General features: G+C 67.8%; 15 protein-coding genes. 9 read left to right on the top strand and 6 right to left on the bottom strand.

Annotation, left to right across the window (positions count from 1 at the left end; all coding sequences use genetic code 11):
• Window positions 1-4: 4 nt before the first annotated feature.
• On the top strand, window positions 5-598 hold the full coding sequence (gene leuD, locus ACYU8W_RS00855; RefSeq protein WP_499465852.1) for a 3-isopropylmalate dehydratase small subunit: 594 nt from the start codon (window positions 5-7) through the stop codon (window positions 596-598).
• 289 nt (window positions 599-887) lie between these two features.
• Window positions 888-1,394, top strand: a complete 507-nt coding sequence (locus ACYU8W_RS00850; protein ID WP_499465850.1) for an HU family DNA-binding protein — start codon at window positions 888-890, stop codon at window positions 1,392-1,394.
• A 64-nt stretch (window positions 1,395-1,458) separates the two neighbouring features.
• On the opposite strand, the gene ACYU8W_RS00845 is transcribed toward ACYU8W_RS00850, so the two are convergent.
• Entirely contained in the window at window positions 1,459-1,671 is a 213-nt protein-coding gene (locus tag ACYU8W_RS00845) for a hypothetical protein (RefSeq protein WP_499465848.1), read from the bottom strand.
• An 8-nt stretch (window positions 1,672-1,679) separates the two neighbouring features.
• A complete protein-coding gene (gene cofC / locus ACYU8W_RS00840) occupies window positions 1,680-2,321 on the bottom strand; it encodes a 2-phospho-L-lactate guanylyltransferase (protein ID WP_168990231.1) in 642 nt (213 codons plus the stop codon).
• A 133-nt stretch (window positions 2,322-2,454) separates the two neighbouring features.
• Between cofC and ACYU8W_RS00835 the strand changes: the two genes are divergently transcribed.
• Window positions 2,455-3,180 (top strand): lysophospholipid acyltransferase family protein, encoded by a 726-nt coding sequence (locus tag ACYU8W_RS00835; protein WP_499465846.1) that lies wholly within the window; start codon window positions 2,455-2,457, stop codon window positions 3,178-3,180.
• Window positions 3,177-4,178: an NAD(P)H-dependent glycerol-3-phosphate dehydrogenase gene (locus ACYU8W_RS00830; RefSeq protein WP_499465844.1), complete on the top strand. Its 1,002-nt coding sequence runs from the start codon at window positions 3,177-3,179 to the stop codon at window positions 4,176-4,178. Before ACYU8W_RS00835 ends, ACYU8W_RS00830 begins: the two co-directional genes overlap by 4 nt.
• On the opposite strand, the gene ACYU8W_RS00825 is transcribed toward ACYU8W_RS00830, so the two are convergent.
• Window positions 4,156-5,226, bottom strand: coding sequence for a trans-sulfuration enzyme family protein (locus tag ACYU8W_RS00825; RefSeq protein WP_499465843.1), 1,071 nt, complete (start codon window positions 5,224-5,226; stop codon window positions 4,156-4,158). The two genes, ACYU8W_RS00830 and ACYU8W_RS00825, sit on opposite strands and share 23 nt — an antisense overlap.
• 65 nt (window positions 5,227-5,291) lie before the next feature.
• Here ACYU8W_RS00825 and ACYU8W_RS00820 point away from each other — a divergent pair, with 65 nt between their 5' ends.
• Together ACYU8W_RS00820 and ACYU8W_RS00815 are read left to right on the top strand one after the other, a co-directional pair.
• Window positions 5,292-6,443, top strand: coding sequence for a D-alanine--D-alanine ligase family protein (locus ACYU8W_RS00820; RefSeq protein WP_129625705.1), 1,152 nt, complete (start codon window positions 5,292-5,294; stop codon window positions 6,441-6,443).
• A 7-nt stretch (window positions 6,444-6,450) separates the two neighbouring features.
• A complete protein-coding gene (locus ACYU8W_RS00815) occupies window positions 6,451-7,548 on the top strand; it encodes a glycosyltransferase family 4 protein (RefSeq protein ID WP_499465841.1) in 1,098 nt (365 codons plus the stop codon).
• Between the two features lie 4 nt (window positions 7,549-7,552).
• Here the strand turns inward: ACYU8W_RS00815 and ACYU8W_RS00810 are convergent, their stop codons facing one another.
• Entirely contained in the window at window positions 7,553-8,002 is a 450-nt protein-coding gene (locus ACYU8W_RS00810) for a DUF3515 family protein (RefSeq protein ID WP_239701421.1), read from the bottom strand.
• On the bottom strand, window positions 7,981-8,214 hold the full coding sequence (locus ACYU8W_RS00805) for an Lrp/AsnC family transcriptional regulator (RefSeq protein ID WP_499465839.1): 234 nt from the start codon (window positions 8,212-8,214) through the stop codon (window positions 7,981-7,983). Before ACYU8W_RS00805 ends, ACYU8W_RS00810 begins: the two co-directional genes overlap by 22 nt.
• 93 nt (window positions 8,215-8,307) lie before the next feature.
• Between ACYU8W_RS00805 and thiL the strand changes: the two genes are divergently transcribed.
• A complete protein-coding gene (thiL, locus tag ACYU8W_RS00800; protein ID WP_499465837.1) occupies window positions 8,308-9,261 on the top strand; it encodes a thiamine-phosphate kinase in 954 nt (317 codons plus the stop codon).
• An 82-nt stretch (window positions 9,262-9,343) separates the two neighbouring features.
• On the opposite strand, the gene rpmB is transcribed toward thiL, so the two are convergent.
• Window positions 9,344-9,538, bottom strand: coding sequence for a 50S ribosomal protein L28 (gene rpmB, locus ACYU8W_RS00795; protein ID WP_129625701.1), 195 nt, complete (start codon window positions 9,536-9,538; stop codon window positions 9,344-9,346).
• 244 nt (window positions 9,539-9,782) lie between these two features.
• Between rpmB and ACYU8W_RS00790 the strand changes: the two genes are divergently transcribed.
• Window positions 9,783-11,405 carry a DAK2 domain-containing protein gene (locus ACYU8W_RS00790; protein WP_499465835.1) on the top strand — a complete coding sequence of 541 codons (1,623 nt, stop codon included), beginning with the start codon at window positions 9,783-9,785 and terminating at the stop codon, window positions 11,403-11,405.
• Between the two features lie 2 nt (window positions 11,406-11,407).
• Window positions 11,408-13,603 carry an ATP-dependent DNA helicase RecG gene (locus ACYU8W_RS00785; protein WP_499465833.1) on the top strand — a complete coding sequence of 732 codons (2,196 nt, stop codon included), beginning with the start codon at window positions 11,408-11,410 and terminating at the stop codon, window positions 13,601-13,603.

The following is a 13,603-nucleotide window of genomic DNA, read 5'->3' as shown; positions in this document are numbered from 1 at the left end:
GACGATGGAGAAGTTCACGACTCACACCGGGGTCGGAGTTCCGTTGCGCCGCAGCAATGTCGACACCGACCAGATCATTCCGGCTGTCTACCTCAAGCGCGTGACGCGTACTGGTTTCGAGGACGGCTTGTTCGCCGCGTGGCGGAACGATGAGAGCTTCGTGCTGAACAATCCGTCCTTCGCGCAAGGATCGGTGCTGGTGGCCGGATCCGACTTCGGCACCGGATCGTCGCGTGAACATGCGGTCTGGGCGTTGATGGACTACGGCTTCAAGGTCGTGCTCAGCTCACGGTTCGCCGACATCTTCCGCGGCAACTCCGGCAAGGCCGGACTGCTCACCGCACAGCTGACGCAGGACGACATCGAACTGCTGTGGAAGCTGCTGGAGAACGAGCCGGGCACGCAGGTCACGGTGGATCTCGTCGAGCGCACAGTGACCGCCGGCGAGTACACGTTCGCGTTCGAGGTGGACGACTACACCCGTTGGCGTTTGCTCGAGGGACTCGACGACATCAGCCTCACGCTGCGACACGCGCACGTCATCGAGGAATTCGAATCATCCCGTCCGGGTTGGAAGCCCACTGTCGAAGTGCCCTGACAGCAACGACGATTCACGCCTCGATCCGTCTGGATCGGGGCGTGTTTCGTTGTCGTGCAGAAGAATTCGCCAGTTCGCGGGATCGTCCAGGTATTCGGACCGTGCTGCTCGTGCAGCGGGGTCGACGTCCGAATGTCCTTGTGGCGCAACGTATTGCGTGCTCCGAATGGTTGCCTGCGAGTCTCGCGGGTCCTAACGTCTGTAGTGAGCCGTGCGAGAACGGACGGCGCATCGGACAGGAACGCCCACCGGTTCGCCGGAGCGCCCGAAACCCGAAGGGGTGTCAGTAGTGAACAAGGCAGATCTCATCACCGCCATCGAGACCCGACTCGGCGGAAAGAAGGCGGCCACCGACGCTGTCGACGCCGTCCTCGACGCGATCATCCGTGAGGTGGCACGTGGCAACAAGGTCACGATCACCGGCTTCGGCACCTTCGAGAAGGTCACCCGGGCAGCGCGCACCGGCCGTAACCCGCGCACCGGCGACACCGTGCCGATCAAGAAGACCGCCGTCCCGAAGTTCAAGCCGGGCACCGGCTTCAAGGCCGTCGTCGCCAAGCCGAGCTCGCTGCCGAAGACCGGTAACGCGGCCGGCCGCGCGTCGGCAGGCACCGCCGGCACCACGGCCACCACCAAGGCGGCGGCCAAGAAGGCTCCGGCGAAGAAGACCACCACGAAGGTCGCCGCCAATAAGACGACCGCCGCGAAGACCACGGCGACCAAGGCTGCCGCCAAGAAGGCTCCGGCGAAGAGGACCGCGACCAAGGCGACCACGCGCAAGACCGCCAAGAAGTAGTCGCATCGAACGACAGACCGGCCCCGCTCGAAGCGAGCGGGGCCGGTCCGTCGTCTGCGGTCGATCAGCGGATGCGTTGACCGGGTCCGATGCCCTCGATCCACATCCTGCTGATACCGGAGGCGCCGACCTCGATGTTGACCCGTTGCCCCGGACGCAGATGCAACAGTGCGGTGTTGGCGAATGCGGCTGCGCCGAAGTCGATCTCGCGACCGTTGTCGGTCAGAACGCTGCCCGAAGCGGTGTCGGGGTCGAAGCGGTGCACGGTGGCCTGCATGGTTCTCCTCAGCCTGCCTCGGGGGCGGTGTCGAGCAACCCCCGGGTCCGCGGCCCCAGGCCGAGACGACGGGCGCGTCCGAGTGCCTCGGTGTCGTCGACGTCGGTGCGTAGCTGCGGTAGGTCGGGACGCAGGACGCTGGCGGTGCGGCTGTGCCGGGCTGCCGAACCGGTGCCGAAGCGGGGGACGAGACGTGAGGCGTCGTGGTGCGTGAGCAGCACTGTCCCGTCGCCGGATTCGTCGGGGACGATGCTGGATTCTGTTGCGGCACAGGCACGTAGCGCTTCGTAGAGCGCGTCTGGGGTCAGCGCGGGAAGGTCGGCGAGCAGGACTGCTCCCGGTGCACCCGGGGCCATCTCGCCCACCTTGGCGAGGCCGAGTTCGATGGCCGGGTTGAGTCCTCGTCCCGGGTCGTCGACGACGTTGATCGCCATCGATTCGGCGTTTGTGCGCACGATCGGGTCGTCGGTCACCAGCACGATCTGAGCGGCCGGAACGACCTGCAGCACCACGTCGATGGTGTCCAGTGCCATCGCCAGTGCGAGGTCGCGGCGGGCCACGCCGCCCGGCGGGGTGAGCCGACTCTTGCCCCGTTCGGTGTTCTTCACCGGCAGGACCAGAAACCAGGTGGATGTCAAAGTGGGGCTCACGCCTCCCATCGTCCCAGATGGTGCCGTTGGTTACGTCGACCCCTGATGCATGCCCCCAACCGGTCGACATCGACGTCCACGCGCACGAAGATGTGGTCGCACACGCAAGCAGGCACGCAGACGAGGAGGTCCGGTGGCGCATCCCACGATCAGTGAGGACATCCCGCCGATGTACGAGAACATCGTCAAGGGGCTATGGCCGGTGCTCCTGCGCACCTGGCGTCACGACTGGCAGGGCGGCGAGCACATTCCGAAGAGCGGTGGTTTCGTCGCCGCTGCGAACCACATCTCCTACCTGGACGGCTTCACCCTGGCGCAGTTCCTGATCAGCCAGGGTCGGGCGCCCCGTTACCTCGCGAAGTCGGCGCTGTTCGGTATGCCCGGGGTCAAGCGGGTGATGACGGGCACCGGACAGATTCCGGTCGTGCGCGGGTCCGCGCAGGCGGTGCACGCCTACGAGGCGGCACTGGACGCGATCGAGCGCGGCGACTGCATCTGCGTAATGCCGGAGGGCACCCTGACCCGGCACAAGGATCTGTGGCCGATGCCCGGTAAGACCGGGGCGGCGCGAATCGCCTTGTCAACCGGCTGCCCGCTGATCCCGATCGGGATGTGGGGCACCCAGGACGTCCTGTTCCCCTACCGCGGCGTCACGCCGAAACTGCTGCCTCGCAAGACGATCAAGGTCTATGCAGGGGCGGCCGTCGACCTCGACGATCTGCGCGGCGTTCCGATGACCGGCGGGGTGCTTCGCGAAGCGACTGCCCGCCTGATGGACGCGATCACCGTGCAACTCGAGCGTGCACGTGGTGAGGTTGCACCTGATCGGTCGAACGACATGAACGGAGAACACTCATGACCCGCGTCGCAGTTCTGGGCAGTGGAAGCTGGGGGACCGCTTTCTCTCTCGTGATGGCGGAAGCCGGGCAGGACGTGATGCTGTGGGCTCGTCGACCCGAGCTCGCCGAGGCCATCAACGCCGACCGCATGAACGTCGACTACCTGCCGGATCTCGTTCTGCCCCAGAACATCCGGGCTACCAGCGATGTCGCCGAGGCGACGGACGGTGCGCAAATCGTCGTGCTCGCGGTGCCGTCACAAAGTCTGCGCGAGAACCTCGGCCGGTGGGGCGACCACATCGGTGAGGACGCGGCCGTCGTGTCCTTGATGAAGGGCATCGAGCTCGACACCGGCAAGCGGATGAGTGAGGTGATCACCGACGCGGCCGGCATCGACCCGGCACGCGTCGTCGTCGTGTCCGGGCCCAACCTCGCCAAGGAGGTCGCGCAGCGGCAGCCCGCAGCGTCCGTGGTCGCGTCCACCAGTCCGCGGATGCGTGCTCGCGTCGCCGAAGCCTGCGCCACGCCGTACTTCCGGCCCTACCTCGGCGGCGACGTGATCGGCACCGAGATCGCCGGAGCGACGAAGAACGTCATCGCGTTGGCGTGCGGCATGGCGTCCGGAATGGGCATGGGGGACAACACTCTTGCCAGCCTCATCACGCGCGGTCTCGCCGAGACGGCCCGTCTGGGCACGGCGTTGGGCGCCGATCCCCAGACCTTCCTGGGTCTCGCCGGAGTGGGTGACCTGATGGCGACCTGTGCCTCGCCGTTGTCCCGCAACCGAACCTTCGGTTACGCACTCGGGCAGGGCAAGACGCTGCAGGAGACGATCGCCGCCACCAAACAGGTCGCGGAGGGCGTGAAGTCGTGTAAGTCGATCCTCGACCTCGCCCGATCGCTCGACGTCGAGGTGCCGATCGTGGAGAACGTCGAAGCCGTCGTCTACGAGGGACGCAGCACCCGCGAGGTCGTGGCGGCGCTGATGTCGCGCGCTAGGAAGCTCGAGACGAGCTGAGTGCCTGATCCAGGTCCTCCCAGAGGTCCTCGACGTCCTCGATGCCGACCGAAAGGCGGAGCAACTGCGGAGGGACAGTGATCGGCTCGGACGCGTGCCGGCGGCGCCGTTCGACCATCGACTCGACGCCGCCGAGGCTGGTCGCCGGCAGCCAGACCTCGACCTGTTGCTCGACCTTCTCCGCTGCCGCCGCACCACCGCGTACCTCGATGGCGATCATCGCCCCGAAGCCGGGGTAGCGAACCCGTTCGACGACGGGGTGCTCGGCGAGGCGGGTCGCGAGTCGCGCCGCGTTGTCGCACGCGCGCTCGAAGCGCACGTGCAGGGTGCGCAAGCCGCGTAACGCGAGCCAGGCCTCCATCGGGCCGGCGATGGCGCCCCCGAGCGTCCGGGAAGTCAGGAGTCGTTGCTGCAGTTCGGGATTCGTGGTGACCGTCACGCCGAGCAGCAGATCGGAGTGGCCGGACAGATACTTCGTGGCGGAGTGGACGACGAGGTCCGCGCCCAGCTCGAGCGGCTTCTGCAGCAGGGGGGTGGCGAACGTGTTGTCGCACACCGTGATCACACCCGACTCGCGGGCTGCCTTGATCAAGGTGGGCAGATCGGCAACCTCCAGCATCGGGTTGGTCGGCGACTCCAACCACACCATCGAGACGTGGTCCATCGCGTCGATGTATGCCGAGGTGTCGGCGATGTCGGCTCGTCGCACGCTGAGCCGTCCGGCGTCCTCCAGCTGCTGGAGCAGCGAGGTCGTGCCGTTGTAGCAGTGTTGCGGCACCAGGACGCTTCCACCCTGAGCAACCAGATCGACGGCGGCACGCACGGCCGCCATCCCACTGGCGAACGCGAGGGCCGAACCACCCTCGAGTGTGCCGATGGCCTCCTCGAAGGCGCTCCACGTCGGGTTGCCGAACCGGGCGTACGCGTTGTCGCCTCCCCGCACGAAGGTGGAGGTGAACTCGACGGGCGGACCGACCGAAGCGCCCGGCGTGCGCTCGGGGCGACCGAGACCGACGACCAGAGTGGCGGGGGAGTGCGGCTGGCTCATGGGCGAAAGCGTCCCAGACGGCGCCTTCCGTGCGAGCGGCGGTCCGCGGGCTAGGCTGCTGCGCGATGAGTACCCAGCCTGCGCCCGAAGCCCAGCCGACCGACGCGCCCACCGATCGCAAGCCGGTCGTCGCCCTCGTGTTCGGTGGCCGTTCCGCCGAGCACGTCGTGTCGTGCGCGACAGCTGCCAGCGTGCTGCGGTCCATCGACCGCGCAAAGTTCGACGTGCTGCCCATCGGCATCACCGCCGAAGGCCGTTGGGTGCTGATGGCGGACGACCCTGAACCGTTGCAGCTCACCGCAACTCACACGCCGTCCGTGCAAGGCACGAGTGAGGTGTTGATCAGCACCGATCCGGCGAGTCGCGGGCTGACTGTGCGCGAACCCGGTGACGTGCCGCGCGAACTGGGGGACGTCGACGTCGTCTTCCCGCTGCTGCACGGCCCGTTCGGTGAGGACGGAACCATCCAGGGCCTCATGGAACTGTCCGACATGCGTTATGTCGGATCAGGGGTGTCGGCGTCCGCAGTGATGATGGACAAGCACCTGATGAAGGTCGTCTTCCGTGCCGCCGGGCTGCCGGTCGGCCCGTACGTGCTGATCACCGACAAGGAGTGGCAACGCGACAAGGCGGCGTGCATGGAGCCGGTCGCTGCGCTCGGCCGGCCGGTGTTCGTCAAGCCGGCCCGCGCGGGTAGCAGTGTCGGCGTCAGCCGCGTCGACTCCCAGGAACAGCTCGAAGCCGCCATCGAGGAGGCCCGCCGGTTCGACCCGAAGGTGCTCGTCGAGGCCGCGATCGACGGCCGCGAGGTCGAGTGCGGCATCCTCGAAGGTCGCGGAAGCGACCTGCCCCGTGCCTCACGGATCGGCGAGATCACCGTGACGGAGGGCACGCACGCTTTCTACGACTTCGAGTCCAAGTACCTCGACGACTCCGCTCGTCTCACCTGCCCGGCAGACCTGCCTGACGCCGTCGCGCAGGAAATCCGCGAGCAGTCGATCCGCGCCTTCGACGCCGCCGGTTGCGAGGGGCTCGCCCGCGTCGACTGGTTCTACTCGCCCGACGGCACGTTGACCCTCAACGAGATCAACACGATGCCCGGCTTCACGCCGTCGTCGATGTACCCGCGGGTGTGGGACGCCGAGGGTGTCGACTACCAGAGCCTGATCACCGAGCTGATCGAACTCGCGCTGCACCGTCGCGTCGGACTGCGCTGATCCGCCGATGACCGGTCCGCGCGTCCTGCTGGTGATGGCGGAGGCGAGCGGCGGCATCGCCGGCCACGTGGCGAGCCTCGCTTGCGAACTCTCCGCCGCGGGTTCGCCGGTGACGATCGCGACCACTTTTGGCAGTGCCGGCAGGCTCGACGGTTCGTTGCCGGATTCCGTTGTCCTGCGGCCGGTCCTGCGGAGCGGACGTTCACTGCCGGCCGGGTTGCCTGCTCTGCGTCGGTTGTGTGCGGGCACCGACATCGTGCACGCCCACGGTCACCAGGCCGGACTGCAGGCCGCATTGGCCCTGCAGGGGCTTCGACGTCGGCCACCGTTGGTGATCACCTGGCACAACGCACTCCTCGGGTCCGGTCCTCGGGCCACGGTCGGTGCCGCGGTCGAGCGTCTACAGATCGCCGGTGCGCAGTTGGTCACCGGGGCGAGCAGTGACCTGGTGGAGCGTGCGCGCTCACTCGGTGCAGACGCTCGGCTCAGCGAGGTCGCGGCGCCGGATCTGACCCCGTGGCAGGGCGACCCGGCGATGGTCAAGGCGGACCTCGCGCAGATGTACGGCCTTCCGGACGATCGGGCGTGGGTGCTCACCGTCAGCCGTATCGCACCGCAGAAGGACCTGCCGGTACTGCTCGACGCCGCCGCCCGGATGAAGGATGACAACGTCTCGTTCGTCATCGTCGGTGATGGTGACACGCAGCTGACCGAGTATCTCTCGCAACGGATTTCGGCGGAGCGTCTGCCGGTACACCTCATCGGCGCAAGCCGCGAGGTGCCGCGCTTCATCGCCGCCTCGTCGGTGCTCGCGTTGCCGAGCCGGTGGGAGGCTCGCTCGCTGGTCGTCCAGGAGGCACTTGCCGGCGGGTTGCCGTGCGTCGTGACCGACACCGGTGGCCTTCCCGACCTGGTCGGTTCCGCCGGCGTCCTGGTGCCTGTGGGTGACGCGGCTGCGCTCGCGGAGGCTCTCGAGCGGGTGCTCGCCGATGATGCTCTCGCAGATTCGCTGCGCGCCAGTGGAATTCGTAGAGCGGCTGAACTTCCCGATGCGGCCGATGTCGCTCGAGCGTGGATGCTGCGTTACCGGCAACTGGCCGGCTGAGCGGTCAGCTGCACTTCCTGTTGCCCTGCGGGATCTGCTTCGCCGCCGCAGCGAAGGCGCCGATCGCGTCCCCGGCGTAGTCGGACGGCACCAGCACCTGGATCGCCGGTTCACGTCCGAACGTGACGAAGCCCGCACCGTCCGACAGTTCGCTGTACACCCAGTCGACGCCGTTCGCGTCGACACAGTGCTCGTCGGCCCCCGGCGAGGTGACGCCACAGCGGGCGATGATCGCGGGGTCACCCCAAGCGGCCTCGGTACCGCCGGAGGTCGAGACGTCGCGTTGTTCCTGACCGGCCACCTTCTGGGGCCAGTGCTGGGCCACCTTGGCGCACAACGGATTCGCAGCCTTCTCGGCTTTGGTGACCGACACTTCGGACGAACCGCAGGCGGTGAGCAGGAACGTCGCCGCGCTCGACGCGGCGAGGAGCCTCAGACCTTGACGACGGTGCACGTGAGGGTGCGGGTGATGCCGGCTACTTCCTGGATGCGGGCGATGACGAGCTTGCCGAGTTCGTCGACGTTCTCGGCCTCGAGCCGGGCGATGACGTCATAGGGACCGGTGACGTCCTCGGCCATCGTGACGCCATTGATCTGCGCGACCGCGGTGGCGACCGCGTGCGCCTTGCCGACCTCGCACTGGATCAAGATGTACGCCTGGACCATGGTTCTCCCGCTCGATCGATGCCCTGCCGGGCAGCCTGGGTCTGTCGCCATGACGCTACCGTGCGACCTGAGCCGACGACGGAGAGGGCCGAAATGATCCCGGCAGGTGGACGCACGCTCGCTGAGACGAATGAGGAGGAACTGCTCGCCACCATCTTTGCGACCCTGCCCACCCGGGACGAGGTGATGATCGGCGTCGGGGATGACGCAGCGTTGCTTCGGGTACCGACCGGGTCGGTACTCGTCACCACCGATTCCATGGTGCTCGGACGTGACTGGCTGGACGCCTGGAGCAGCGGGCACGAGGTGGGTCACAAGGTCGTCGTCCAGAATCTCGCCGACATCGCCGCGATGGGCGGTACCTCCACTGGTGTCGTGGTCTCCCTCATCGCGGGACGTGACACGACGATCGAGTGGTGCCGCGCGCTCAACGAAGGAATCGCGGACGCCTGCCGCGCCGAGAATGTCGCTGTTCTGGGCGGCGATCTGAGCTCGGCTCCCGACGGTGTCCGCATGGTCAGCATCACGGCGCTGGGGGAGTTGCGGGACGTGCCGGCTGTCCGCCGCGACGGGGCACGGGTGGGTGATGTGGTCGCGGTGAGCGACTTGCTCGGCCGGTCCGACGCCGGACTGCGACTGTTGCAGCGTGGCGATGTGGACCATGCCCCCGAACTCGTCGACTTCCACCGTCGCCCGGTCGCTCGCCTGGCCGCAGGTCCCCAGGCTGCGCGAGCCGGGGCGACCTCGATGATGGATGTCAGCGACGGCTTGGTCCGTGACGGCCGACGAATCGCCACGGCGTCCGGCGTCCGGCTCGATCTCGACAGCGCACTGCTGCGTCCGTTGGTCAATCACCTGATCGCGCTCGGCGAGGACGCGTTGTCGTGCGTGCTGACCGGGGGAGAGGAGCACACCCTCCTGGCGACCTTCCCGCGGGGAAAGGTGCCGGACGACTGGTACCCGATCGGCGAGGTGGTCGAAGGTGGCGACGTCACGCTCGACGGGCGCGCCCAGCAGGGCGGCGGTTGGGACCACTTCGCCGGTTAGCCGTCACGACACGTGGTTGAGTTGCCGGGCACGAAAAAGCCGACCCCGAGGGGTCGGCTGATTCAGTGCGAGAAGGCGGAGGTCAGCGGGTGACCTTGCCGGCCTTCAGGCAGGAAGTGCAGACATTGAGACGCTTCGGGGTCACGCCGGCGTCGCCCACGAGCGCGCGAACGCGCTGGATGTTCGGGTTCCAGCGGCGCTTGGTCTTGCGCTGCGAGTGCGAGACGTTGTGACCGAAGCCGGGTCCCTTGCCGCAGACGTCGCAAGTGGCAGCCACGGTGATCTCCTGAAGTTGGTCGATAAGAATCTTCTTGTTCCCGGGATGCGGGCGCACGGCAATGACCGGAACTCGCGTGGGAACTTCACAAGGATAGCGGCGCGACCGGACATGACCAAACCGGCCGTCGGCCGGGGCGGATTCGGGCGAGTCGGGTGGCTTGCGTCACGTGCTGTCGCCGGCGACGGATAACCTTCCTTGCGTTGCACGCTCGGTCGGCCGACGCACGAAGGATGACAGACAGATGGCGCTGGAAACGCTCGACCTCGACGCACTGCGTCGCTGGGTCGTCACCGCGCGCGCCGATCTCGCCACCTACGCCGAGCGGATCAACCGGCTCAACGTCTTCCCGGTACCCGACGGCGACACCGGCACCAACCTGCTGATGACAGTCGACGGTGCGATGGGGTCGCTCGCCTTCACCCAGCCTGCTGACCTGGTGCAGGCGGCGCGCGATCTCGCGCAGGCCACCTTGATGGCCGCACGCGGCAATTCCGGCGTGATCATCAGTCAGGTCGCTCGCGGTGTGGCCGAGGTGCTGACCGAATCTCCTGACCAGCGCGTGACCGGAAGGCAACTCGCCGATGCGCTGCGACGGGCAGCGGACTACGCCTGGCGCAGCGTCAGCATCCCGGTCGAGGGGACGATCCTCACGGTGGCGAGCGCCGCCGCCGACGGTGCCGCGATGCAGGCCTCCGGCTCGCTCGAGGACGTCGTGACCGGCGCTGTTCGCGCCGCGGAGATCGCGCTGGTCAACACCACGCACGAACTCCCCACGCTCAAGGAGGCCGGCGTCGTCGATGCCGGGGGCGCAGGATTCGTCGTACTCCTCGACTCGTTGCGTCGGGTCGTCGAGGCCGACGCAGGTCCGATCAAGGGCCTCGGCGAACCGCCGTCCTGGCTCGCCGGCGAAGGGGCGATTCGCGACTCCGATTGCGAGAGCATCGAGGGGCCCGGCTACGAAGTGATGTTCATGCTCGCCGAGACCGACGAGTCCCGCGTTTCGCGCTTGCGAGGTGTCCTCGACCGGCTCGGCGACTCCCTCGTCGTGGCGGGGGGACCCGACGTGTGGTCGGTCCACGTGCATGTCGACGATGTCGCTGCAGCCCTCAACGCGGGTGCTGACGCCGGGCGTCCGCACCGGTTCGAGGTGACCCGCTTCCAGGACGAGATCACTGCGCGACACCCGGTACCTGTTTCCACCGAGACGAAGACGCTCGTCGTCGCCGTCGCGGATTCACCCGGTCTGGCCGAATTGGCCCGCCAGGACGAGCGCATGGTCGTAACCGGTGACGCCGGGCGCATCGCCCGGGCTTCCGCCGTCCGAGCTGTCCGCGAGACCGGACTGTCCGAGGTGTTGCTCGTGGCTGACGGACGACGTAGCGGTCGCACCGCCGACGCTCTCGAAAAAGCGCTGCGCGACAAGGACATCCGCGTCATGCGTCCCGGCTCGACCGGACCGACCGAGTTTCTGGCGACCCTCACCGTCGCACATCCCGAGCAGGCTGGTGCGGAGGTGATCGCAGCAGTCGACGATGCGCTCGTGAGCCTGTCGACCGGCATCCTGACGATCGCGTCGGAGGAGTTCGAGACCCCGTCCGGCACCTGCCCGAAGGGCGCGGTCGTGGGACGCATCGACGGCGAGGTGATCGAGTACGGCCACGAGGCTCTGCCCGTGGCGGCGAGCGTGGTGCAGACGTTGGTCACCGAACACGACTGCGAGATCGTCACGCTGGTGGTGGGGGAGAAGGTGCCGGACGCGCTTGCCGACACGCTGCGCGCCGGCCTGCGCCGCACCCACCCGCACATCGAGGTGACGATCGTGCAGGGCGGCGGCCCGTATGTTCTGGCCGTCGGGGTGGAGTGAGCGTGCAGGTCACACGGGGTACCGACCTGGCGAAGGTGATCGACAAACGTGTCGCCGGGCGTCTGGCCGAGGCGCGCGACGTCCACACCGTGGGGGACTTCCTCGATTTCCTGCCGCGTCGATATATCGATGCGAACACAGCCGGACGCCTGGCGGAGTTCCAGGTCGGCGAGATGGCGGTGCTCGTCGCGACCGTGGTCAGCGCGAACGCCCGCTCGATGCGTAACCGCAAGGGCCGGATGCTGGAGGCGGTCATCGAGGACGCCGACGGCACGACGGCGCGGCTTGTCTTCTTCCGTGCCTACGGCCACGAACAGAAGCTCGTTCCGGGGGCCACCGCCTTGTTCCGCGGCAAGCTGGAGGCGTACCGCGGGTCGTTCCAGTTGTCCCATCCGGAGTACACCTTCACCACCGACGACTCAGCGAGCGTGTACGCCTCGGGCATCGTCCCCACCTATCTCGCAGTGCCCAAGACGACCGATCTGTCGCTCACGATTGCGATGCAGCAGGTGCTGGGCTCCTGGGAGGGTGAGGACCCGCTGCCTGCCGATCTCCTTGCCAGACATCGACTTCCGTCGATGCACGAGGCATATCGGTTGCTGCACCTGCCCACCTCGCAGGCCGACGTCGGCCGTGGCCGCCGCAGGCTGCGTTACGACGAGGCATTGGTCGTGCAGACGGCGCTGGCCGCACGGCGGGCGCAGTACGACGCCCAGACCGCGACACCGCGCGTGCCCCAGGCGGACGGCCTCCTTGCCCGTTTCGACGAGCGACTGCCGTTCGAACTCACCGCCGGACAGCAGGAAGTGGGTGCTCAGATCGCCGCCGATCTCGCGGCCGAGCGGCCGATGCACCGTCTGCTCCAGGGCGAGGTCGGCTCCGGCAAGACGATCGTCGCGCTCCGAGCGATGTTGGCCATCGTCGACGCCGGCGCGCAGGCCGCGTTGCTCGCTCCCACCGAGGTACTCGCGCAACAACACGAACGTTCCGTCCGCAAGATGCTCGGCGACCTCGCCGAGGGGGGCATGCTCGGCGGCGCCGACGGCGGTACCCGGGTGGCGCTGCTCACCGGCTCGATGAGCAAGTCGGCCAGGGAGCGTGTTCTGCTCGACATCGTCTCCGGCGAGGTCGGCATCGTGATCGGCACGCACGCGCTGATCCAGGACAACGTCAACTTCTTCGATCTGGGGCTGGTGGTCGTCGACGAGCAGCACAGATTCGGGGTGGAGCAACGAGATACCCTGCGCGGCAAGGCAGCTCGTCCACCGCACGTCCTGGTGATGACCGCCACCCCCATCCCGCGGACGGTCGCGATCACGGTGTTCGGCGACATGGAGACGTCCGAGTTGCGCCAACTCCCGTCCGGGCGCGCGCCGATCGTGTCCCACGTCGTCCCGGCCGCCAGACCCGGTTGGCTCCAGCGCAGTTGGCAGCGCGTGGCCGAGGAGGTCGGGCGCGGCCACCAGGCGTACGTCGTGTGCCCGCGGATCGGCGCGGAGGACCCGGACGCGTTCCTGGACGACTACGGCATCGCGAACCCCTGGGCCGATGAGTCCGACCTGCCTGACCCGACGAAACAACAGACTGCATCAGTGCTGGAGACCCTCGACACGCTGCGGGCCGAACCTGCCTTGGCGGGCCTACGGATCGAGTTGCTGCACGGCCGGATGAGCGCGCAGGAGAAGGAGCTCGCGATGAGAGAGTTCTCGGCGGGCCGCATCCACGTGTTGGTGTCGACCACCGTCATCGAGGTCGGCGTCGACGTGCCCAACTCCACGATGATGGTGATCATGGACGCCGAACGCTTCGGCATCAGTCAGTTGCACCAGTTGCGCGGACGCGTCGGTCGAGGCAGTGCCGGTGGGCTGTGCCTGTTGGTCACCGGCTCGGAGAACCCGGTGACACTCGAGCGGCTCGAGGCCGTCGCTGCGACCAACAACGGATTCGAGCTCGCAGACCTCGACCTGAGCCTGCGGCGTGAGGGCGACGTCCTCGGCGGGCGGCAGTCCGGTGGCAAGAGCGGCCTGAAGCACCTACGGATCACCCACCCCAAGGACGTCGAACTCATCGAACTCGCCCGTGCCGACGCAACGCAGCTCATCGCCGACGACCCGACGCTCGCCGACCACCCGGGCCTGGCCGAACTCCTGTGGGAACGCCTGGACGCCGAGCAGGTCGCCTTCCTGGAGAGGGGCTGA

The organism is Yimella radicis, assembly GCF_054778255.1.
The sequence above is the reverse complement of the archived record's forward strand: the minus strand, read 5'-3'. Positions and strand labels throughout refer to the sequence as shown.

Coding starts and splice junctions, on each gene's coding strand:
- leuD (WP_499465852.1), top strand. CDS start 5: ATGGAGAAGTTCACGACTCACACCGGGGTCGGAGTTCCGTTGCGCCGC.
- ACYU8W_RS00845 (WP_499465848.1), bottom strand. CDS start 1,671: ATGCAGGCCACCGTGCACCGCTTCGACCCCGACACCGCTTCGGGCAGC.
- ACYU8W_RS00830 (WP_499465844.1), top strand. CDS start 3,177: ATGACCCGCGTCGCAGTTCTGGGCAGTGGAAGCTGGGGGACCGCTTTC.
- ACYU8W_RS00825 (WP_499465843.1), bottom strand. CDS start 5,226: ATGAGCCAGCCGCACTCCCCCGCCACTCTGGTCGTCGGTCTCGGTCGC.
- ACYU8W_RS00820 (WP_129625705.1), top strand. CDS start 5,292: ATGAGTACCCAGCCTGCGCCCGAAGCCCAGCCGACCGACGCGCCCACC.
- ACYU8W_RS00815 (WP_499465841.1), top strand. CDS start 6,451: ATGACCGGTCCGCGCGTCCTGCTGGTGATGGCGGAGGCGAGCGGCGGC.
- ACYU8W_RS00805 (WP_499465839.1), bottom strand. CDS start 8,214: ATGGTCCAGGCGTACATCTTGATCCAGTGCGAGGTCGGCAAGGCGCAC.
- thiL (WP_499465837.1), top strand. CDS start 8,308: ATGATCCCGGCAGGTGGACGCACGCTCGCTGAGACGAATGAGGAGGAA.
- ACYU8W_RS00790 (WP_499465835.1), top strand. CDS start 9,783: ATGGCGCTGGAAACGCTCGACCTCGACGCACTGCGTCGCTGGGTCGTC.